This is a genomic window from Streptomyces sp. NPDC022910 (assembly GCF_055561075.1).
Window position 1 is genome coordinate 39,706 of sequence record NZ_JBVHHL010000025.1, and the last position, 19,672, is coordinate 59,377.

The 19,672-nt window shown below is 70.6% G+C and carries 17 protein-coding genes and 4 pseudogenes; 14 read left to right on the forward strand and 7 right to left on the reverse strand.

All coding sequences use genetic code 11. From position 1 onward, the window contains the following. The first annotated feature begins 111 nt into the window (after positions 1-111). The 3 genes from ACZ3TS_RS23340 to ACZ3TS_RS23350 all read left to right on the forward strand — a co-directional run bounded on the left by ACZ3TS_RS23340 (position 112) and on the right by ACZ3TS_RS23350 (position 2,646). Entirely contained in the window at positions 112-621 is a 510-nt protein-coding gene (locus ACZ3TS_RS23340; protein WP_467620937.1) for a flavin reductase family protein, read from the forward strand. A 219-nt stretch (positions 622-840) separates the two neighbouring features. Continuing rightward, entirely contained in the window at positions 841-1,626 is a 786-nt protein-coding gene (locus ACZ3TS_RS23345; protein WP_467620939.1) for an electron transfer flavoprotein subunit beta/FixA family protein, read from the forward strand. A gap of 57 nt (positions 1,627-1,683) precedes the next feature. After that, positions 1,684-2,646 carry an electron transfer flavoprotein subunit alpha/FixB family protein gene (locus tag ACZ3TS_RS23350; RefSeq protein WP_467620941.1) on the forward strand — a complete coding sequence of 321 codons (963 nt, stop codon included), beginning with the start codon at positions 1,684-1,686 and terminating at the stop codon, positions 2,644-2,646. A 55-nt stretch (positions 2,647-2,701) separates the two neighbouring features. Here the strand turns inward: ACZ3TS_RS23350 and ACZ3TS_RS23355 are convergent, their stop codons facing one another. Next, complete coding sequence (locus ACZ3TS_RS23355; protein ID WP_467620944.1) at positions 2,702-3,607, reverse strand: endonuclease/exonuclease/phosphatase family protein; 906 nt, start codon at positions 3,605-3,607, stop codon at positions 2,702-2,704. Positions 3,608-3,825: 218 nt separating this feature from the next. Here ACZ3TS_RS23355 and ACZ3TS_RS23360 point away from each other — a divergent pair, with 218 nt between their 5' ends. Then, positions 3,826-5,130 carry a DUF6986 family protein gene (locus ACZ3TS_RS23360; protein ID WP_467620947.1) on the forward strand — a complete coding sequence of 435 codons (1,305 nt, stop codon included), beginning with the start codon at positions 3,826-3,828 and terminating at the stop codon, positions 5,128-5,130. Positions 5,131-5,208: 78 nt separating this feature from the next. Here the strand turns inward: ACZ3TS_RS23360 and ACZ3TS_RS23365 are convergent, their stop codons facing one another. Next, a complete protein-coding gene (locus ACZ3TS_RS23365; protein ID WP_467620950.1) occupies positions 5,209-6,291 on the reverse strand; it encodes a LacI family DNA-binding transcriptional regulator in 1,083 nt (360 codons plus the stop codon). 202 nt (positions 6,292-6,493) lie between these two features. On the opposite strand from ACZ3TS_RS23365, the gene ACZ3TS_RS23370 reads away from it, so the two are divergent. After that, entirely contained in the window at positions 6,494-7,453 is a 960-nt protein-coding gene (locus ACZ3TS_RS23370) for an ROK family protein (RefSeq protein WP_467621100.1), read from the forward strand. A 284-nt stretch (positions 7,454-7,737) separates the two neighbouring features. Here ACZ3TS_RS23370 and ACZ3TS_RS23375 read toward each other — a convergent pair whose 3' ends face one another. Continuing rightward, positions 7,738-9,759 carry an NPCBM/NEW2 domain-containing protein gene (locus tag ACZ3TS_RS23375; RefSeq protein ID WP_467620953.1) on the reverse strand — a complete coding sequence of 674 codons (2,022 nt, stop codon included), beginning with the start codon at positions 9,757-9,759 and terminating at the stop codon, positions 7,738-7,740. Between the two features lie 267 nt (positions 9,760-10,026). Here ACZ3TS_RS23375 and ACZ3TS_RS23380 point away from each other — a divergent pair. The 4 genes and pseudogenes from ACZ3TS_RS23380 (at position 10,027) to ACZ3TS_RS23395 (ending at position 12,681) form a co-directional block, all read left to right on the forward strand. Then, positions 10,027-10,903 (forward strand): annotated as a pseudogene (locus tag ACZ3TS_RS23380) (extracellular solute-binding protein). An 18-nt stretch (positions 10,904-10,921) separates the two neighbouring features. Next, positions 10,922-11,143, forward strand: a pseudogene (locus tag ACZ3TS_RS23385) (sugar ABC transporter permease); the annotation flags it as partial. Positions 11,144-11,293: 150 nt separating this feature from the next. Continuing rightward, positions 11,294-11,488 carry a hypothetical protein gene (locus tag ACZ3TS_RS23390; protein ID WP_467620956.1) on the forward strand — a complete coding sequence of 65 codons (195 nt, stop codon included), beginning with the start codon at positions 11,294-11,296 and terminating at the stop codon, positions 11,486-11,488. Between the two features lie 152 nt (positions 11,489-11,640). Further along, positions 11,641-12,681: an NUDIX hydrolase gene (locus tag ACZ3TS_RS23395; RefSeq protein ID WP_467620959.1), complete on the forward strand. Its 1,041-nt coding sequence runs from the start codon at positions 11,641-11,643 to the stop codon at positions 12,679-12,681. A gap of 170 nt (positions 12,682-12,851) precedes the next feature. Here ACZ3TS_RS23395 and ACZ3TS_RS23400 read toward each other — a convergent pair whose 3' ends face one another. Continuing rightward, positions 12,852-14,207: a M20/M25/M40 family metallo-hydrolase gene (locus ACZ3TS_RS23400; protein WP_467620962.1), complete on the reverse strand. Its 1,356-nt coding sequence runs from the start codon at positions 14,205-14,207 to the stop codon at positions 12,852-12,854. Between the two features lie 183 nt (positions 14,208-14,390). Between ACZ3TS_RS23400 and ACZ3TS_RS23405 the strand changes: the two genes are divergently transcribed. After that, on the forward strand, positions 14,391-15,623 hold the full coding sequence (locus ACZ3TS_RS23405) for a geranylgeranyl reductase family protein (RefSeq protein ID WP_467620965.1): 1,233 nt from the start codon (positions 14,391-14,393) through the stop codon (positions 15,621-15,623). Between the two features lie 12 nt (positions 15,624-15,635). Here the strand turns inward: ACZ3TS_RS23405 and ACZ3TS_RS23410 are convergent, their stop codons facing one another. Beyond that, positions 15,636-16,085 carry a nitroreductase family deazaflavin-dependent oxidoreductase gene (locus ACZ3TS_RS23410; RefSeq protein ID WP_467620967.1) on the reverse strand — a complete coding sequence of 150 codons (450 nt, stop codon included), beginning with the start codon at positions 16,083-16,085 and terminating at the stop codon, positions 15,636-15,638. 134 nt (positions 16,086-16,219) lie between these two features. Between ACZ3TS_RS23410 and ACZ3TS_RS23415 the strand changes: the two genes are divergently transcribed. Beyond that, positions 16,220-16,912 carry a TetR/AcrR family transcriptional regulator gene (locus ACZ3TS_RS23415; protein WP_467620970.1) on the forward strand — a complete coding sequence of 231 codons (693 nt, stop codon included), beginning with the start codon at positions 16,220-16,222 and terminating at the stop codon, positions 16,910-16,912. Here ACZ3TS_RS23415 and ACZ3TS_RS23420 read toward each other — a convergent pair. Then, positions 16,909-17,232: pseudogene (locus tag ACZ3TS_RS23420) on the reverse strand (zinc-binding dehydrogenase); the annotation flags it as partial. The gene ACZ3TS_RS23415 and the pseudogene ACZ3TS_RS23420 sit on opposite strands and share 4 nt — an antisense overlap. Before the next feature lies 1 nt (position 17,233). Here ACZ3TS_RS23420 and ACZ3TS_RS23425 point away from each other — a divergent pair. The 3 genes and pseudogenes from ACZ3TS_RS23425 to ACZ3TS_RS23435 all read left to right on the forward strand — a co-directional run. Further along, a pseudogene (locus tag ACZ3TS_RS23425) lies at positions 17,234-17,410 on the forward strand (TetR-like C-terminal domain-containing protein); the annotation flags it as partial. Between the two features lie 91 nt (positions 17,411-17,501). Then, entirely contained in the window at positions 17,502-18,731 is a 1,230-nt protein-coding gene (locus ACZ3TS_RS23430; RefSeq protein ID WP_467620973.1) for a sensor histidine kinase, read from the forward strand. Then, positions 18,728-19,393: a response regulator transcription factor gene (locus ACZ3TS_RS23435; RefSeq protein WP_467620975.1), complete on the forward strand. Its 666-nt coding sequence runs from the start codon at positions 18,728-18,730 to the stop codon at positions 19,391-19,393. The genes ACZ3TS_RS23430 and ACZ3TS_RS23435 overlap by 4 nt, the downstream gene beginning before the upstream one ends. Here ACZ3TS_RS23435 and ACZ3TS_RS23440 read toward each other — a convergent pair. After that, complete coding sequence (locus tag ACZ3TS_RS23440) at positions 19,354-19,647, reverse strand: DUF6332 family protein (RefSeq protein ID WP_467620978.1); 294 nt, start codon at positions 19,645-19,647, stop codon at positions 19,354-19,356. The two genes, ACZ3TS_RS23435 and ACZ3TS_RS23440, sit on opposite strands and share 40 nt — an antisense overlap. Positions 19,648-19,672: the final 25 nt, after the last annotated feature.

The following is a 19,672-nucleotide window of genomic DNA, read 5'->3' on the forward strand; positions in this document are numbered from 1 at the left end:
CTCCTTCTCTTCGAGCGTGTCCACGTGGACCTGGCCCGCACCGCGAGTGCGCGCTGTCCGGCCTGCTGAGCAGTCACGGGCCCCCACGACCTCTCGCAGAAGGACAACTCCATGACGGCCACGCCCGACCTCGGCACCCCTCAGCTCGCTTCCCCGGACCTGCTGCGTTCCGTCTTCCGGCGGCACGCGGCGGGAGTCGCCGTGATCACCGCCCAAGGCGGCGGCAGGCCGGTGGGCTTCACCGCCACCTCCGTCACCTCCGTCTCCGCCGAACCCCCGCTCGTCTCGTTCGGCATCGGGGTCGGCGCATCGAGTTGGCCCGTCATCTCCGAGGCCGACCACGTCGGCGTACACATACTCGGCGAACACCAGGAGGCCTTGGCCGACACCTTCGCCCAGAGCGGTGCCGACCGCTTCGGCGCGCCCACCAGCTGGCGCGAGGGTCCCCAGGGGGTTCCCGTGCTGCACGACGTGCTCGCCTGGCTTGTGTGCCGCGTGGTGGCGCGGGTGCCCGCGGGGGACCACCGCATCGTCCTCGCCGAGGTGGTCCTCGGCGATCCCTCCGGGGCGGGGCGCCCGCTGCTCTATCACCAAGGACGCTTCAACGGCCTGCGTGACTGAGTCGGCTCCGTCGGCCTCCGGGCAGGTCTCCCGGCCGGTTACACAGCGTTGTCAAGGTCACAGTTCAAAGCGCTTGCTCAGTGGGCATGTACTGGGTGTACTGGCGAGTAATATTTCGTTCGGAGCGCGGGGTCGCCCCGACCGGGATCGGCCGCTTCAGGCGCCTATGCTGCCTGCAAGAAGGCAGCCCAGAAATGACGATGCAGTAGGAGAGCCGGCGTGAGCTTGAGGATCGTTGTCACTGTGAAGTACGTGCCCGACGCCACTGGCGACCGGCACTTCGCCGATGACCTGACCGTCGACCGGGACGACGTGGACGGTCTCCTCTCCGAGCTCGACGAGTACGCGGTCGAGCAGGCGCTGCAGATCGCGGAGGACGCCGACGACGCCGAGGTCACCGTGCTGACGGTGGGCCCGGAGGACGCCAAGGACGCGCTGCGCAAGGCCCTGTCCATGGGTGCCGACAAGGCGATCCACGTGGAGGACGACGACCTGCACGGCACCGACATCATCGGTACCTCGCTGGTGCTCGCCAAGGCGATCGAGAAGGCCGGCTACGACCTGGTGATCTCCGGTATGGCGTCCACCGACGGCACGGCCGGTGTGGTCCCCGCGCTGCTGGCCGAACGCCTGGGCGTCCCGCAGGTCACCCTGCTGTCCGAGGTCTCGGTCGAGGACGGCGTCGTCACGGGCCGCCGTGATGGCGACACCGCCTCCGAGCAGCTCCAGGCGCAGCTCCCCGCGGTCGTGTCGGTCACCGACCAGTCGGGTGAAGCGCGCTACCCGTCCTTCAAGGGCATCATGGCGGCCAAGAAGAAGCCGGTTCAGTCCTGGGACCTGTCCGACCTGGACATCGAGGCCGAGGAGGTCGGCCTCGACGGTGCCTGGACGAAGGTCGCGTCCGCTGCCGAGCGTCCGGCGCGCACCGCGGGCACGATCGTCAAGGACGAGGGCGAGGGCGGCAAGCAGCTCGCTGAGTTCCTCGCGAGCCAGAAGTTCATCTAAGGCTCCTCAGCCTGACCGCCCCTGAAGACTTCGCAATCCGCAAGGAGATCCATTCCCATGGCTGAAGTTCTCGTCTACGTCGACCACGTGGACGGTGCCGTCCGCAAGCCCACCCTGGAGCTGCTCACGCTGGCCCGCCGCATCGGCGAGCCGGTCGCCGTCGCCCTCGGCGCAGGCGCGGAGAACACCGCCTCCACGCTCGCCGAGCACGGCGCGGTGAAGGTCCTCACGCACGACGCCGCCGAGTACGCCGACTACCTGGTCGTGCCCAAGGTGGACGCCCTGCAGGCCGCCTACGAGGCCGTGTCCCCGGCCGCCGTTCTGGTGCCGTCCTCCGCCGAGGGCAAGGAGATCGCCGCCCGCCTCGCGGTCCGCATCGGCTCGGGCATCATCACCGACGCTGTCGACCTCGAGGCCGGCGCCGAGGGCCCGGTGGCCACCCAGTCGGTGTTCGCCGCCTCGTTCACCACCAAGTCCCGTGTCATCAAGGGCACCCCGGTCATCACCGTCAAGCCCAACAGCGCGGCGGTCGAGGCCGCCCCGGCCGCGGGCGCGGTGGAGGCCCTGTCGGTCACGTTCTCCGAGAAGGCGACCGGCACGAAGGTCACCGGACGTACGCCGCGTGAGTCGACGGGCCGTCCGGAGCTGACCGAGGCCGCGATCGTGGTCTCCGGTGGCCGTGGTGTGGGCGGCGCGGAGAACTTCCCGCTCATCGAGGCGCTCGCCGACTCCCTCGGTGCGGCCGTCGGTGCCTCGCGCGCCGCGGTGGACGCGGGCTGGTACCCGCACACCAACCAGGTCGGCCAGACCGGCAAGAGCGTTTCGCCGCAGCTGTACATCGCCTCGGGCATCTCGGGTGCGATCCAGCACCGCGCCGGTATGCAGACCTCGAAGACGATCGTGGCGATCAACAAGGACGCCGAGGCGCCGATCTTCGACCTGGTCGACTACGGCGTGGTGGGCGACCTCTTCGACGTCGTCCCGCAGTTGACCGAGGAGATCAAGTCCCGCAAGGGCTGAGCGACTCCACGGGGACGAGGCCCCCGCGACCGCGCCGCGGTCGCGGGGGCCTCGTTCATCCCAGGGTCAGCGACGCCTGCACGGGCAGGTGGTCGCTGGGGAACCGGCCCTCGTGCGAGAAGGTGTTGATCGACGCCCAATGCGCCGTCACTCCAGGCGTGGCCAGGATCCAGTCGATGCGGTCGCCGTTCGGTCTCAGTGGCCGGTAGCCGTGGAAGGTGCCGTACAGGGCGGTGCGCTCGGCGGCCGTGTCCCATGTGTCGACGAGACCTGCGCCGATGAGTGTGTCGTAGACGGGGTTCCTGCGGGCCACCGCGTTGAAGTCGCCGGTCATGACGAGCGGAAGGGAGCGGTCGAGTCCGGCGACGCGGTCGGCGATGAGGGAGGCGGCATGGGTGCGTGCGTACTGGCTCGCGTTGTCCAGGTGGGTGTTGAGGACGTAGAACTCCCGCCCGTCGTAATGCAGATCACGGAAGCGGGCCCAGGTGGCCATCCGGATGCAGGCGCCGCCCCATGTGTTGGAGCCGATCACTTCGGGGGTTGCGGAGAGCCAGAAGTGGTCGTACTCCACCGGGGCGAGCCGGCCCGCGTCGTAGAACACGGTGACGAACTCGTCGCGACTGCCGCCCGCGCGTCCCGTACCGATCCACGCGTAGTCCGCTCCGAGGTCGGCCGCGATGTCGCGGACCTGATGGTAGATGCCTTCCTGGGTGCCGATGACGTGCGGCCGCTCCCGGCGCAGGAGCGTGCGCATCACCGGGCGGCGGACCGCCCAGCTGTTGGGTTCGGCGGTGCTCGCGAAGCGGAGGTTGAACGACATGACCTCCAGATGACGGTCGTGCAGGTCCGACGCCGAGGCGTGTTGCAGGGACAGTGCTGTACTGGAGAGGGGGAGGGTGACCGCGGCTGCCACGGCGGTCTTGAGGCCCAGGCGGCGCGTGACTCGGCTGTGGTGGGGCACGAGGGGCTCCTTGGGTGGCGGGTGCCGGACGAGCCGGGCGCACCGTAGTGTGACAGAGCCGTATGAGGTGGGCGTGAACATGGCAAAGGTGGGCGTGTCTCCCATGGAAATCGACGAGTGCCCGGCATGCAAGAGGGTGTTGACCGGCGACAAGATCCACGGATAGCTTCGCTCTACGGATTGTTGATTCCATAAAGCGGAAAACGGGAGGCTGTGGGATGCGTCAGGGGCAGCAGGAGCGGGTGGCGACGAGCCTCGCGGGCGCCATCAGCGAGGAGATCAGCGCCTCTCTCGCCCCGGTCGACCGCGAACTGGAGCGCCGCTACCCCGGCGACCCCGGCACCCGTCAGCCCGTCCACACCGTCTACGTCCCCGGTGACGTCTTCGCCGCCGGCACCATCCGCTCCTGGGGCGATGCGGCCCTCGCCTCCCTCGACGAACACGCCCCGGACGCCGCCTCGTTGGCCGCCGTCCTGGGTCTCGCCGACGACCTCGCCGGGCCCGTCCACGACCGCGTGCGCGCGAAGCTGGAGCGTGAGCCGATCGAAGACCTGCGCGTGGACTTCGAGGACGGCTACGGGCCGCGCCCGGACGCCGAGGAGGACGAGGCCGCCGCGCGCACGGCCCGGCTGGTGGCCGAGGCCTACCGGAACGGCACGGCCGCTCCGTACATGGGCATCCGCATGAAGTGCATGGAGGCGCCGGTCCGCAACCGCGGCATCCGCACGCTCGACATCTTCCTGACGGGCCTGATGGAGGTCGGTGGTCTGCCGTACGGGCTTGTGCTCACGCTGCCCAAGGTGACGTATGCCGAGCAGGTGGCCGCCATGGTGCGGCTGCTGGAGGCCTTCGAGAAGGCGCGCGGGCTCGAGCCCCGGCGCATCGGTTTCGAGATCCAGATCGAGACCAGCCAGGCCATCCTCGCCGCAGACGGCACCGCGACGGTCGCCCGTATGATCCAGGCCGCCGAGGGCCGCGCCACCGGACTGCACTACGGCACCTTCGACTACAGCGCCTGCCTCGGCGTGTCCGCGGCCTATCAGGCCAGTGACCACCCGGCCGCCGACCACGCCAAGGCGGTCATGCAGGTCGCGGCCGCCGGCACCGGGGTACGAGTCTGCGACGGCTCCACGAACGTCCTGCCGGTCGGCCCGACCGACAAGGTGCACGACGCCTGGCGGCTGCACTACGGCCTCACCCGGCGGGCGCTGGCCCGCGCCTACTACCAAGGCTGGGACATGCACCCCGGCCACCTCCCGACCCGGTACGCCGCCGTCTTCGCGTTCTACCGCGAGGGCTTCGAACAGGCCGCGGCACGCCTGGCCCGCTACGCCAACCGCACCGGCGGCGATGTGATGGACGAGCCCGCGACCGCCAAGGCGCTGAGCGGCTATCTGCTGCGGGGGCTGGACTGCGGCGCGCTGGACATCGAGGAGGTGGCGGAGGCCAGCGGCCTGACCCGAGCGGAACTGGAAGGCTTTGCGGCACCGCGGCGGGGAGATCTCACGATCTCGGGTGAGTAACGGCGCCCTTAACGACCCGCCCCTCCATGGCGCTTGACGCCCCGCACGGTTCCCGTCGGCCCGGCGGAGCGCCACTCTTCAGTCGGCGGGCGGCAGTTCGCCCGAGCCGCGGGTGATCAGCCGGGTGGGGAGTTCGATGCGTTCGGGGGCGATGAGGGTGCCGTCGAGCTGGCGGAAGAGGCGCTCGGCGGCCGTGCGGCCGAGGGCGGCGGCGTCCTGGGCGACGACCGTGACACCCGGCTCGAGGAGGTCGGCCAGCTCGAAGTCGTCGAAGCCGACGAGGGCGACCGGGCGGCTGTGCTCGGCGAGGACACGGACGACGGTGACCGTCACGCGGTTGTTGCCCGCGAAGATCGCGGTGACGGGGGCGGGACCCGACAGCATCTCCTCGGCGGCCCGTCGCACCCGCTCGGGGTCGGTGACACCGAGGGACATCCAGGAGCGCTCGACGGGTATCTCCGCGTCCTCCATGGCGGCCCGGTAGCCGCGCAGGCGCTCCGCCGCGGTGTGGATGCGCGGCATGTCGCCGATGAAGCCGATCCGGCGGTGGCCGTGCGCGATGAGGTGGGCGACTCCGTCGCGGGCGCCGCCGAAGCTGTCGGACAGCACCACGTCGGCGTCGATCCTGCCGGCGGGGCGGTCCACGAACACCGTGGCGACACCCGCCTTGATCTCGGGCTCCAGATAGCGGTGGTCGTCACCGGCGGGGATGACGACCAGTCCGTCCACGCGGCGCGCGCACAGCGCCAGCACCAGCTCCTGCTCGCGGTCCGGGTCCTCCGCGCTGGAGCCGTTGATCAGCAGCGCGCCGTGGGCCCGGGCGACCTCCTCGACCGCGCGGCTCAGCGGCCCGTAGAACGGGTCCGCGAGGTCCTCCAGGACCAGGCCGATGCTCGCGGTGCGGCCCTTGCGCAACACCCGCGCGCTGTCGTTGCGGCGGAAGCCGAGCGCCTCGATGGCCTCCTGGACGCGGCGTTCGGTGTCCGGGGTGACCCCGGGCTCGCCGTTGACCACGCGCGAGACCGTCTTCAGGCCGACTCCGGCCCGCGCTGCCACGTCCTTCATGGTCGGACGGTTGCCGTAGCGGTTCTCGGGTCGGCGGGCGGTGTCGGGCACGATGCGCTGTCCTGTCCTGTCGTCCACGGGGGTGCGTCGGTCCATGGGGTTGTATGTGGATGTGGCGTCGAGCATAGGGCCTGGACAACGTTGTCAGATGCGGGGGACACTGTCCACCGCAATCTCCGGCCTGCGCTTCCCCCAGGGGCGCTTCCTGCCTGTGCCCGGCCGGGGGAAAACCGGACCCGTGGCGGCGGCCGCCGCTCGCCTGGCCGGTACGACCGAAGCATTGGGAGACCTGACACTGATGCACACCGACCTCGTGGCCGCGCTCGACATCGGCGGCACCAAGATCGCCGGAGCGCTGGTGGACGGCCACGGCCGGATCCTGCTGCGCGCGCAGCGTGCGACGCCCGCGCAGGAGGACGGCGACACCGTGATGAGGGCCGTGGAGGACGTCCTCGGAGAGCTGACGGACTCCTCGTTCTGGGACAGGGCGCACGCCGTCGGCATCGGCAGTGCCGGTCCGGTGGACGCCTCCGCGGGTACGGTGAGCCCTGTCAACGTACCGGGCTGGCGCGACTATCCGCTGGTCGAGCGGGTCCGTGCCGCGACGGGCGGCCTGCCCGTCGAGCTGATCGGCGACGGTGTGGCCATCACCGCCGCCGAGCACTGGCAGGGCGCGGCGCGCGGGCACGACAACGCGCTGTGCATGGTGGTGTCGACGGGCGTCGGCGGCGGACTGGTGCTGGGCGGACGCCTGCACCCGGGCCCGACCGGAAACGCGGGTCACATCGGGCACATCAGCGTCGACCTCGACGGCGATCCGTGCCCGTGCGGGTCGCGGGGCTGCGTGGAGCGGATCGCGAGCGGGCCGAACATCGCGCGTCGCGCCCTGGAGGGCGGCTGGCAGCCGGGTCCCGACGGGGACACCTCTGCCGCCGCGGTGGCCGCCGCTGCCCGGGCGGGCAACCCGGTGGCCGTGGCATCCTTCGAGCGGGCCGCCCAGGCGCTTGCCGCGGGCATCGCCGCGACCGCGACGCTCGTCGAGATCGACATCGCCGTCATCGGCGGGGGAGTGGGCAAGGCCGGCGACGTCCTCTTCAGCCCTCTGCGCAAGGCGCTGGCCGACTACGCCACGCTGTCCTTCGTACAGCGCCTGACCGTGACGCCCGCGCTGATGGGCACGGACGCGGGCCTTGTGGGCGCGGCCGCGGCTGCCCTGCGCGGCCGGGAGAACGCGCCGACGGTGGGCCTCGCGACCTGATCGCGGGCCGGGCCGCCGCGGGCAGGTTGTGGCGCGTGGGTCGGGGCAGCGATCGCGGGCAGTGCTCGGCACGTGCCCGCCGCCCTCCCCTCCTCATGGCGACGGAGCGGAGCGCAGCCGACGGGGCGCGGTGTGCCGGCCCGTCAGGGTGAGCCGCTATGCGTGCGTGACGGGGTCGGCAGGGGGCTGGTGACGCAATGGCGCGCGGGTTCGCTGTCGTCGTCCGTGCGGGTCGAGGAGGCGTCCCCGGCGCGGCCCGCGCCGGGGACGCCGCAGCGCCGTGCTCAGCAACTGAGCTTCGCGTCCGCCCAGTCCGCGTGGTCCGAGTCGATGCCGTCGCCGCCGTCGGTGACGACGAGGTGGACCACCTGAGCGCCCGTCACGTCCGCGGTGAGCGGCTGGGCGGCCATCGCGTTGGTCAGCACCCCGGTCGAGGCGACCGTGGTGTCGTCGGCCTTGATCGCGAAGGCGACCGTGCCCTTGCTGCCCTTCTCGTCGTCCACGCCGACGTCGGCCGTGACCGTCTTGCAGGCCCCGCCCGTGTAGTAGGCCACGTCGCTCTCGGCGTGCGCACCGAGGCCCTTGGCGTACACGACCCCGCCGATCGTGATCGGATGGCCGTCCTTCGCGGCGCTCTCCCCGTTGCTGGTGTCACGCTCGACCGGTCCGTATCCGTTGGCCGTCGACAGCCACGGAAGATCGCTCAAGTACGAGACCCCGGAGGGCGGCGGCACCACCACGGTCGTCGTGATCGGCGCCGTGCTCTGTGCCCGCACGCCCGTCGGCGACTGGTAGGCCGTCCTCAGCGTCAGGTCGTACGACCCCGTCGCCGTGCCCGGAGGCGGCGTCACCTGCCACGACGTGCGCAGTGAACGGCCGGTCGGCAGCGTGCGCGCGGTCGTCCCGGACGTCGCCCGGACCGTCCACCCCGCGGGCCCGCTCAGCGACACCCACACCTGCCTCGCGAGAGTACGGCCGAGGTCGGTGACCGTGGACCGGAACGCCGCCGTCTTGCCCGCCTCGACCAACGGGGTCCCGTCCAGGCCGAGTTCGACGGCGGGCGGGTACTGCGCCCAGTGCCGGTCCGCCGTGACGCGCACGAGGACCGTGCCGTGTGCGGGCACCGTCGCCGAGATGGTGCCGGCGGTGTTGTAGCTGCGGTGCTGCCACAGGTCGCGCTGCGTGTACGCGCTCGCCTGCGGCAGACCGACGGCTGCGGCGGTCGTGGCGATCCGCTGGGCGCTGCTCGTCTCGTTGAAGAGGGCCACGGCCCGGCTGCCGTCCTGCATCTCCTTGGCGATCACCCAGCGCCCGCCCTCGGAGGAGACCACCGTGCCCTGCTTGCCCAGCGGGTCCTGGTCGACGGCGATGACCTCCTTGTTGTCGAGGATGTCGAAGGTCGCCTGGGAGGCCTTGCGCAGATCGGAGCCGATGAGCAGAGGAGCGGCCATCACCGACCACATGGAGAAGTGGGTGCGGTACTCGGTGTCGGTCATGCCGCCGTTGCCGACCTCCAGCATGTCCGGGTCGTTCCAGTGTCCGGGACCCGCGTACGGCGTCAGCGGCAGGTTCTTCTTGAGGATCGACAGCATAGAGCCCCAGTTGTCACTGATGTCGCCGGTGGTGCGCCACAGATGCCCGACGTCCGACGCCCATTCCCATGGCTTGTTCTGGCCCCACTCGCAGATGCTGTAGACGATGGGGCGGCCGGTGGCTTTGAGCGCGTCACGCATGGTCGTGTAACGCAGCTTGGCGTCCACGCCCTGGTTGTTGCAGTTGTCGTACTTGAGGTAGTCCACGCCCCAGTCGGCGAACTGCTGTGCGTCGCTGTACTCGTGGCCGAGCGCGCCCGGGAAGCCGGCGCTGTTGCACGTCTTCGTGCCCGCGCTCGTGTAGATCCCGAGCTTGAGTCCCTTGGAGTGCACGTAGTCCGAAACGGCCCTGATTCCGTTCGGGAACCGCACCGGGTCCGGTACGAGTTTGCCGTCCGCGTCCCGCGAGGGCAGCGCCCAGCAGTCGTCGAGGTTGACGTACTGGTATCCGGCGTCCTTGAGGCCCTTGTCCACGAACAGGTCCGCGATCCCCTTGACCATGGACTCGTTGAACTCGGCGCGGCAGTGCGTGGAGTTCCAGTTGTTGAAGCCCATGGGCGGCGTGAGGGCGAGGCCGTCCGCGAGCGTGGGCGAGACCGGTTCCGCGCCGGGTGCGGCCAGGGCCGGCACTGCGAGCCCGGTCGTACACAAAAGGCCCGCGGTGAGCGCTCCGACCACTCTTCGGCGGGTCGTGCGGGTGAGAAGGTGACGCATCGTTACGTTCCTCCGTCCCTCGCTAAAGATAGGATGTCTGCATGCGCGCGTCAATCATGTGCGCTTACGGTAGGCCGTGTTGGACTGTGGTGGAAGAGAACGGGTGACGGTGGTTCGATAACCCGTCAGATCCCTTGACTCCGGCCCCACATGGGAGTGAGATCCAAGCCTCGCGTTCGGTTGTGTGGGATGGCGCCCCGAGGAGGGGCCATGGCACAGTCATCGTTGAAGGGTCTTGGTGCCTCCGGCAACGTGCCAGGACATCGGATGTCCCGACGGCATCTCTTACGTGGTGCGGCCGTCGGGGCCGGCGCGGTCACGCTGCCCGGCCTGCTGACCGCCTGCGGGAGCGGACCGGGCGGTAACAAGAAGGAAGTACGACGCCCTCAAGGCGCAGTCGACGCACGCGGACAAGCAGTACTTCGTGCCGTACTACTACTATCCGTGGGCCGTCTTCCACCGGAAGAGCCTCTTCCAGCAGAAGGACTATCAGCAGCCCAGGACCTGGGACCAGTTCGTCGCTCTCGCCAAACGGATGTCCAAGGACGGCACTCCGGTCGCCTTCTGTGACAAGGAGGGCTGGCCCGCCATGGGCACCTTCGACTACATCAACATGCGCCTCAACGGGTACGACTTCCACAAGTCCCTGATGGCGGGCGACGAGGCGTGTCTTCGGCATGCCGCACCCTGGCACCCATTTCCCCGAGAACGAACGCGACGACATCGACTTCTTCGCCTTCCCCGAGATCGACGCGCAGTACGGTCAGACGCCGTCGAGGCGCTCATCGACGGATTCCTGATCGCCAGGAAGTCGAAGAACGTCTCCGGCGCCAAGGACCTGCTGAAATGGCTCGGCACACCCAAGGCCGAGGACATCTATCTGCAGTACGACCCCAACAACGTGGCGGTCAACTCCGGAGCCGACACCTCCAAGTACAGCGCCCTGCAGAAGAAGTCCGCCCAGCTGGTCTCCAGCGCCAAGCAGATCTCGCAGTTCATGCACCGCGACACCCGGCCCGACTTCGCCTCCACCGCGATGATCCAGGCGATCCAGGACTTCATCGGCAACCCGAACGACGTCGACGGGCTGTGCAACAAGATCGAACGGCAGAAGAAGACGATCTTCTCGCAGCCCGTCGGCTGATCACTGGGGACACGTTCCGTGGCGCTCAACATCCCACGGCGCGCCGGACGGCGACGGCTGCGGCGGTTCACCCGCCGCGACGTCGTCGTCCTCGGCGTGCTCCTCGGCATTCCCGTCCTGCTGGACATCGCCATCGTCTGGGGTCCGACCCTCGCCTCCATCGGGCTCTCCTTCACCGCCTGGGACGGCATCGGCGACATCCACTGGGTCGGGACGGACAACTACAAGAACCTGTTCACCAAGCGGCACTTCATCGCAGGGCTCACGCTGGGGTCGACGAAGGGCTAGGGGCATGGCGGCCCGCCGCCGGACACGGCGGGCCGCCTCGGCGCGTGAGCCTGCCCATCAGCCGGTGCGTGACCCCTGATTCATTCCGTAGTTGAACCGGGCATGAACAAGCGCAGCATGCTCGCCATCGCCTCCCTTGCCACCGGATTCGTCGTGGCCGCCGTCACCCCGTCGCACGCCGCCGGCCACGACGCACTCGGCGATCTCAACGTCAAGGACACGATCGGCACCGTCGACCACACCATCAGCCACGACGGTCTCGCCGTGGACGAGGACGCCCTGGGGCAGAACGGCTGACGGGGAGCCCGCACCGCGGCGTCGGCGCCCCCGGAGGCCGGGGGACCGGCGCCGTGGCACACCGGCGGCCGGACGCGCCCTCATCAGCGCCGGGTTTCCGTGGCAGGGTTGAGCGGGCAAGCCACAGGGGGCCAAACAGAAGAGGGGGAACCGTGATCGTCTGGATCAACGGTGCGTTCGGTGCGGGGAAGACCACTACCGCACGGGAACTGATCGAACTGATCCCGAACAGCACGCTCCTCGACCCCGAGGTCATCGGTGGAGCGCTCACGCACCTGCTGCCGCCGAAACACCTCGCCGAGGTCGGCGACTTCCAGGACCTGCCGATCTGGCGGCGGCTCGTGATCGACACGGCGGCCGCGATGCTCGCCGAGCTCGGCGGCGTGCTCGTGGTCCCGATGACCCTGCTGCGCCAGGAGTACCGCGACGAGATCTTCGGAGGCCTCGCCGCCCGGCGCATCCCCGTACGCCATGTCCTCCTCGCCCCGGCCGAAACGATCCTGCGCGAGCGAATAGCCGGTCGTGAGGTTCCACTAGACCTCCCCGACGGCGAGATGCGGGTCCGCCAGTGGTCGTACGACCACATCGAGCCCTACCGTGCCGCCCTGGCCGCCTGGCTCACCGCCGACGCTTACCCCGTCGACACCAGTGCCCTCACCTCGTACGAGGCCGCTCTGCGGATCGCCGAGGCGGTCCGTAACGATGCCGCGCCCGTGTGCGACATCGTGCAGACCCCCGAGCCGACCGCCGAGACCCTCGCCGCAGGGGTGCTCCTCTTCGACGAGCAGGACCGCGTACTGCTCGTGGATCCCACCTACAAGGCCGGCTGGGAGTTCCCCGGCGGCGTCGTCGAGCCCGGCGAGGCCCCCGCCCGCGCCGGTATACGCGAGGTCGCCGAAGAGACCGGCATCACACTCGACGAGGTCCCCCGGCTACTGGTCGTGGACTGGGAGCCCCCCGCGCCGCCCGGCTACGGCGGGCTGCGCCTCCTCTTCGACGGCGGCCGCCTCGACAGCACCGAAGCCGGCCGTCTCCTGCTGCCCGGACCCGAGTTGCGCGACTGGCGGTTCGTCACGGAGACGGAAGCGGCCGATCTGCTACCGCCTGTGCGCTACGAAAGGCTGCGCTGGGCGCTGCGGGCGCGCGAACGCGGCGCGGCGCTCTATCTGGAGGCGGGCGTCCCGGTGGGCTGAACGGTCGCCCATCGGCTGACGGGAGCGGGAGTACGTCCTGCGTCGGGCAGCTCCTGGAGCGGATCGACCGGGGCGGAGGGGAGCCGGCCGCCTGTCACCGCGCAGGGACGGTACAGCCACTGGAAGGGTCCCCGCCCGCAGGCGAGGGCCCTTGCTGTGCGTGGAGCCGCTCAGCTCGTCGCGTAGTTGCGCAGGAACAGCGCCTCAGCGACCGACAGGTGCTCCAACTCCTCAGGAGACACGCTCTCGTCGACCGCGTGGATCTGTGCCTCCGGCTCGCTCAGGCCGATGAGCAGGATCTCGGCCTGCGGATAGAGCGATGCGAGGGTGTTGCACAGCGGGATGGAGCCGCCCTGGCCCGCGTACTGCATCTCCCGGCCCGGGTAGGCGACCGCCATCGCCTCGGCCATCGCCGCGTACGCCGGGCTGGAGGTGTCCGCCCGGAATGCCTGCCCCTGTCCGATCTGTTCCGTCCGCACCCGTGCACCCCACGGTGTGTGCTCCTCGATATGGGCCTGGAGCAGCTTCGTCGCCTCGGCCGCGTCCACGCCCGGCGGCACCCGCAGGCTGATCAGCGCGCGGGCGCTCGCCTGGACCGACGGGGTCGCGCCCACGACCGGCGGGCAGTCGATGCCGAGAACGGTCACGGCCGGACGTGCCCAGATGCGGTCGGAGACCGATCCCGAGCCGATCAGCTGCACGCCGTCGAGCACCTTGGCGTCCTTGCGGAACTGCTCCTCGGCGTACTCGACGCCGTCCCACCGGTTCTCGGAGGTCAGCCCTTCGACGGTCGTCGAACCGTCCTGCGCCCGCAGCGAGTCCAGGACGCGGATGAGCGCGGCCAGCGCGTCGGGCGCGGCCCCGCCGAACTGGCCCGAGTGCAGGTTCCCCTCGAGCGTGTCGACCTGGACGCGGACCAGGGTCATGCCGCGCAGCGTCGAGGTGACCGTGGGCAGGCCGACGCGGAAGTTGCCCGCGTCGCCGATGACGATCGTGTCGGCGGCGAGGAGGTCCGGGTGCTCCTCGGCGTACCGCTCGAGACCGCCCGTGCCCTGCTCCTCCGAGCCCTCGGCGATGACCTTGACGTGCACGGGCACGCCACCGTTCGCCTTCAGCGCCCGCAGCGCCAGAAGATGCATGATGACACCGCCCTTGCAGTCGGCGGTGCCGCGGCCGTACCAGCGGCCGTCGCGCTCCGTCAGCTCGAAGGGCGGGGTGGTCCAGCCGGCCTCGTCGAGCGGCGGCTGCACGTCGTAGTGCGCGTACAGCAGGACCGTCTTCGCACCCTCGGGTCCGGGCAGGAAGCCGTACACCGACTGCGTGCCGTCCGGGGTGTCGAGCAGCGCCACGTTCTGGAAGCCCTCGGCGTGCAGCGCGTCGGCGACCCACCGCGCGGCGCCCTCGCTCTCGCTCTTCGAGAACTGGTCGAAGTCCGCCACCGACTTGAAGGCCACCAGTTCGGTGAGCTCCTCCTTCGCCCTGGGCATCAGCGAGGCGACGGCCTCGGCGACCGGATTCGACAACATGGGCACGCTCCTTGTAGGTGCGACGTTGTACCGATGAGTACTTCCTGTACGGATTTGCGTAGGCGCGTACTGGTGTGCAGTGCGCATACGCTGCCGATCCTCCCACAGCGGCCTGCGACGACGCCGCCGTAGGATGCGGGAGACAGGTGCGGCAAGCGGCTTGATCGGGAGCAGTAGACCATCGTGAGCAGCGAGAACTCTTCGGCGGACGGCGTGCAGCGGGTGTGGGATGTCGTCGTGGTGGGCGCGGGACCCGCGGGAGCCTCGGCAGCATACGCGGCGGCGGTCGTTGGACGCAGCGTGCTGCTGCTGGAGAAGGCGGAGCTGCCCCGATACAAGACGTGCGGCGGTGGAATCATCGGGCCCTCGCGCGACGCCCTGCCGCCGGGCTTCGAGCTGCCGCTGCGTGACCGGGTGCACGCCGTCACCTTCTCGAACAACGGCCGTTTCACCCGCACGCGGCGCTCCAAGCACATGCTGTTCGGGCTGATCAACCGCCCCGAGTTCGACCAGCAGCTCGTCGAGCACGCACAGAAGGCGGGCGCGGAACTGCGTACGGGCGTGACGGTTTCGCGGGTCGAGCAGCACGGCTCGGCGGTGCCGGACCGGCGCACGGTGGCCGTCGTCCTGCAGGGCGGCGAGACGCTGCTCGCGCGAGCCGTCGTGGGCGCGGACGGCAGTGCCAGCCGCATAGGAGCACACGTCGGGGTCAAGCTCGGCCAGGTGGATCTGGGCCTTGAGGCGGAGATCCCGGTGCCGGAGACCGTTGCCGAGGACTGGAAGGGGCGGGTGCTCATCGACTGGGGGCCGATGCCCGGCAGTTACGGCTGGGTCTTCCCGAAGGGCGACACGCTGACGGTCGGCGTGATCTCCGCGCGCGGTGAAGGCGCCGCGACGAAGCGGTACTTGGAGGACTTCATCGCCCGGCTCGGGCTCTCCGGTTTCGAACCGAGCATCTCCTCCGGGCATTTGACCCGCTGTCGTGCCGACGACTCGCCCCTGTCGCGCGGGCGGGTGGTGGTGTGCGGGGACGCGGCGGGACTGCTGGAGCCGTGGACCCGCGAGGGAATCTCGTTCGCGCTGCGGTCGGGGCGGCTTGCTGGGGAGTGGGCGGTGCGGATCGCTGAGGCACACGACGCGGTGGACACGCGCAGGCAGGCTCTGAACTACGCGTTCGCGATCAAGGCTGGACTGGGTGTCGAGATGAGCGTCGGCAAGCGGCTGCTGACGGTGTTCGAGCGCCGCCCCGGTCTTTTCCACGCGGCCCTGACCGGTTTCCGTCCCGCCTGGAAGGCGTTCAAGGACATCACACAGGGGTCCACGTCCCTGGGGGAGATCGTCCGCAGTCGCCCGATCGCCCAGCGCGCCCTGACCGCGCTGGACCGGGGGTCCGCGGGCGACAGTGTCGGTTCCTGACCCTGATCGGGGTCAGCTCGTGACCGTGATGCGGAAGACGGGGTGGTCGGGGGCGATGCGGCGCAGGTCCTCGTCCGGGGAGTCGGGTCCGACACCGTTGAAGAAGGCGCCGACCTCGGCCTTCCAGCGCTTGAGGTAGGCGCGCAGGAGCGGAACCTTGTCGTCGTCGGCGACCTCGGTCGCGGTGAACACGTCCACGTTCCTGCCGAGGCGGAGCTCGCCGCCGCCGGCCGCGCGCATGTTGTGGGTCCACTGGACGTGGCCGCGGGGGGCGAGCAGGTACTGCCGGCCGTCCACGGTCAGCAGGTTCACGGGGGTGGTGCGCCACTCGCCGCTCTTGCGGCCGCGGACCGCCAGCACGCGGGAGCCCCAGATGCTGATGCCGCGGCGGGCCATCCAGGCGACGGCACGGTTGAAGACGTTGACGGTGAACCAGCCGGGCTTCTGAACGTGTGTGGACATGCGGCCATCCTCCTGGAGGGGAAAGTGTGAGCAGTGCTCTCGCTCCGGATGAGTATGCGCGTGATCGGCGCTCCAAAGCAAGAGCGCTGCTCTCCTTTGTGTGCACTGCTCCGCTCTCGTGCGACACTGCCTGCATGAGCACAGCACAAGGAGCCCGCGCCCGTGCCCGAATCGAAGTCACCGCCGCCATCAAGGACGAGGCGCGCAGACAGCTTGCCGCGGAAGGTGCCGCCAGGCTCTCGCTGCGTGCCGTGGCCCGCGAGCTGGGCATGGTCTCCTCGGCGCTCTACCGCTACTTCCCGAGTCGCGACGAACTGCTCACCGCGCTCATCATCGACGCCTACAACTCCCTCGGTGAGACCGCCGAGGCATCCGTCGCCAAGGCCGGCGGCATCGCCCCCGCGCAGCGCTGGGTCGTGGTGTGCGAGGCCGTGCGCGGGTGGGCGCTCGCGCATCCGCACGAGTACGCGCTGATCTACGGCTCGCCGGTGCCCGGTTACTCCGCGCCCGAGACGACCGTTCCGGCCGCCGCCCGGGTGGGGGTCCTGCTGATCGGGATCGTGCGTGACGCGTATCGGCAGCGCGGCGTCGCCCGCACCCCGGTGCCCGCCGAACTCGAACCCGAGGCCCGGCGCATGGCCGCCGAGCTGGCGCCCGACCTTCCGGCGGAGGTGGTCACGGCCCTGGTGGCCGCCTGGGCGCAGCTGTACGGACTGGTCGGGTTCGAGCTGTTCGGGCAGTTCAACAAGGTGGTGGAGGACCGCGAGGCGTTCTTCCGGCATGCGGCGGCCCAACTCGCCCATGGTGTGGGGCTGGTGTTCCCCTAGTCCTGCGGGACCAGGACGATCTTGCCGGCGACCGTGCCGGACTCGGCCAGTCGCATGGCCTCGGCGACATCGGTGAGCGGCAGCCGGGCGGCGATCCGGGCGGTGACCTCGCCGCGCTGGAGGGCGCCGAACGCCGCGGTGAGGTCGGAGCGCAGACGAGCCCGGAAACGGTCCTTGCTCAGGGCGCGGCCCGCCCAGACGTTGAAGAAGTACGCGTGGCGGCCGTTGGGCAGCGCGTTCCACAGCCACACCCGGCCCAGGATCTTCAGAACGGGCCACTGCTTGGAGCCCGTGTCGTCCCGGCTCGCGGCGCTGCCGTACCGGCAGTGGGCGGGGGACCACCCGGCCCCTCCTGCGGTCCCGCACCGCGCGCTGGTGTACTGGACCCGTCTGCACGGGGTCCTGTCACTGGAACTCTCCGGCCACTTCACGGGCATGGGTTTCGACCCCGACCTGCTGTTCGCCGCCGAGGTCGACGAACTCGGGGCCGGTCACTGAGCACGCCGGCGGGCGTACTCCCCGGGGAGTAGGCGTGATCACCTCGCCCGGCCGACGTCGTGCCCGGCCGGGGCCGTCTAGCGTGAACCCCATGGAGGAGCAGCACGCAGACGTTCCCTGGCGGTGGCACGGGTCGCCGTGGCGGAGCAACGAGCCCCGCGGCTCCCGGCTGCCCTGGCGCTCCACCCTGCTGTTCACCGCCTTCGTGGTCGTCGGCACGCACTTCTCGGCCCTGAACCAGAAGGGCGACCGCGCGCACCTCGACGCCTTCGCCTATGTGCTCCTGCTCGTGGCATCGGGGGCGCTGCTGTGGCGGCAGCGGCACCCCGTGCCCGTCGTGTTCGTGACGGCCGCGGCCGCCATGGTCTACCTGGGCGCCGGATACCCGTACGGTCCGGTCTTCCTCACCGTCGCCGTCGGCTGTTTCAGCGCCCTCGTCGCCGGACGGCGCAAGTCCGCATGGACGGCTGTGGGGATGTTCTGGGCCGGGCACGTCCTGGTGTCGCACTGGCTGTACCGGTGGCTGCCGCCGCCCGGCGACTCGGCCCCTCCCTGGGGACAGGAGCTGGTCATCGCCGCCTGGGTGGTGGCGATCGTGGCGATGGCAGAGCTGGTGCGCGTCCGGCGCGAGCAGTGGGCGCGCGAGCGGGCCGAACGGGCGCAGGCCGCCCGGCGGCGCGCCGACGAGGAGCGACTGCGCATCGCCCGCGAACTCCACGACGTCCTCGCCCACAGCATTTCGGTGATCAACGTTCAGGCGGGCGTCGGCCTCGCGCTCCTCGACTCCGACCCGGAGCAGGCGCGCACGGCGCTCACCACCATCAAGGCCGCCAGCAAGGAGGCGCTCGGGGAGGTGCGCCAGGTGCTCGACACATTGCGCACGCCCGGCGACGCGCCGCGCGCGCCGGCGCCCGGGCTCGACCGGCTGCCGGAGCTCGCCGAACAGGCGGCGAGCGCCGGTCTCACGGTCACGGTCGAGGGCGAGGCGCCGAAGCTCGCTCCGGGTACCGACCTCGCCGCGTTCCGGATCGTCCAGGAGGCCCTCACCAATGTCGTACGGCACTCGGGGTCGCGGCACGCCCGCGTACACGTCGACGCTGCCGAGGGCGTACTGCGCCTTCGCATCGACGACGACGGGCCCGCGAGCGGTGCCGATGCGGGCGGCAGCGGCAACGGCCTCGCGGGGATGCGGGAGCGGGCCGCCGCCCTCGGCGGCACGATCGAGGCCGGCCCGCGCGCCGAGGGCGGTTTCCGGGTGCTCGCCGTACTGCCGCTGAGGGCATCGTCCCAGGAGTTCATCGAGCACAAGGAGGACGTGTGATCCGAGTACTGCTCGCCGACGACCAGTCGCTCGTCCGGGCCGGGTTCAGGGCGCTGCTGGATGCCCAGCCGGACATCGAGGTGGCCGGGGAGGCCGCCGACGGCGAGCAGGCGCTGCACGGGGTGCGCGAACAGCGGCCCGACGTCGTGCTGATGGACATCCGCATGCCGCTGGTCGACGGGCTGGCCGCGACCCGCCGCATCACGGAGGACCCCGAACTCGCGGACGTGAAGGTGGTCATGCTCACCACCTTCGAACTCGACGAGTACGTCTTCGAGGCGATTCGCGCCGGTGCCTCCGGCTTCCTGGTCAAGGACACCGAACCCCAGGAACTCCTGCGCGCGGTACGGGCCGTGGTCCAGGGCGACGCCCTGCTCTCCCCGAGTGTGACCCGGCGGCTCATCGCCGAGTTCGCGGCCCGTTCCAAGGAGCCCGCGGCCGCCGCCTCACTCGCCGAACTCACCGAGCGGGAAAGGGAGGTGATGGCTCTGGTCGGCATCGGTCTGTCCAACGACGAGATCGCCCGCCGGCTCGTCGTCAGCCCGCTCACGGCGAAGACCCATGTAAGCCGCACGATGGTGAAGCTGGGGGCTCGCGACCGGGCCCAACTCGTCGTACTCGCCTATGAGTCGGGGCTGGTACGGCCGGGCTGGCTGGGCTGAGTCCCGGCGCCGTGCCCGAAGCGGACCAGTACGCCGACGACGCGTGCGGCGAAGACCACGACGGCCACCGTGACTCCCGAGGCGACGAGCGCGCGCCGCGGGCCGTCGGACAGATGGAAGGCGAACGCCGGTCCCGCCACGGCCCCGAACACCAGGGCCGCCGCGAACGCCGCGCTGCACAGGGCGTATCCGATCTCGACGGTGATCGCGTCGCGCTCGGCCCGGCTGCGTCGACGTCCCCCGCGGTTCTCCACGTACCGAGTCCAACAGACGTGCGCC

What these genes read in the sequence shown, in the direction of transcription:
- ACZ3TS_RS23340 (WP_467620937.1), top strand. Translation starts at nt 112, where the DNA reads ATGACGGCCACGCCCGACCTCGGCACCCCTCAGCTCGCTTCCCCGGAC.
- ACZ3TS_RS23350 (WP_467620941.1), top strand. Translation starts at nt 1,684, where the DNA reads ATGGCTGAAGTTCTCGTCTACGTCGACCACGTGGACGGTGCCGTCCGC.
- ACZ3TS_RS23360 (WP_467620947.1), top strand. Translation starts at nt 3,826, where the DNA reads ATGCGTCAGGGGCAGCAGGAGCGGGTGGCGACGAGCCTCGCGGGCGCC.
- ACZ3TS_RS23365 (WP_467620950.1), bottom strand. Translation starts at nt 6,291, where the DNA reads ATGGACCGACGCACCCCCGTGGACGACAGGACAGGACAGCGCATCGTG.
- ACZ3TS_RS23370 (WP_467621100.1), top strand. Translation starts at nt 6,494, where the DNA reads ATGCACACCGACCTCGTGGCCGCGCTCGACATCGGCGGCACCAAGATC.
- ACZ3TS_RS23375 (WP_467620953.1), bottom strand. Translation starts at nt 9,759, where the DNA reads ATGCGTCACCTTCTCACCCGCACGACCCGCCGAAGAGTGGTCGGAGCG.
- ACZ3TS_RS23390 (WP_467620956.1), top strand. Translation starts at nt 11,294, where the DNA reads ATGAACAAGCGCAGCATGCTCGCCATCGCCTCCCTTGCCACCGGATTC.
- ACZ3TS_RS23400 (WP_467620962.1), bottom strand. Translation starts at nt 14,207, where the DNA reads ATGTTGTCGAATCCGGTCGCCGAGGCCGTCGCCTCGCTGATGCCCAGG.
- ACZ3TS_RS23410 (WP_467620967.1), bottom strand. Translation starts at nt 16,085, where the DNA reads ATGTCCACACACGTTCAGAAGCCCGGCTGGTTCACCGTCAACGTCTTC.
- ACZ3TS_RS23415 (WP_467620970.1), top strand. Translation starts at nt 16,220, where the DNA reads ATGAGCACAGCACAAGGAGCCCGCGCCCGTGCCCGAATCGAAGTCACC.
- ACZ3TS_RS23430 (WP_467620973.1), top strand. Translation starts at nt 17,502, where the DNA reads ATGGAGGAGCAGCACGCAGACGTTCCCTGGCGGTGGCACGGGTCGCCG.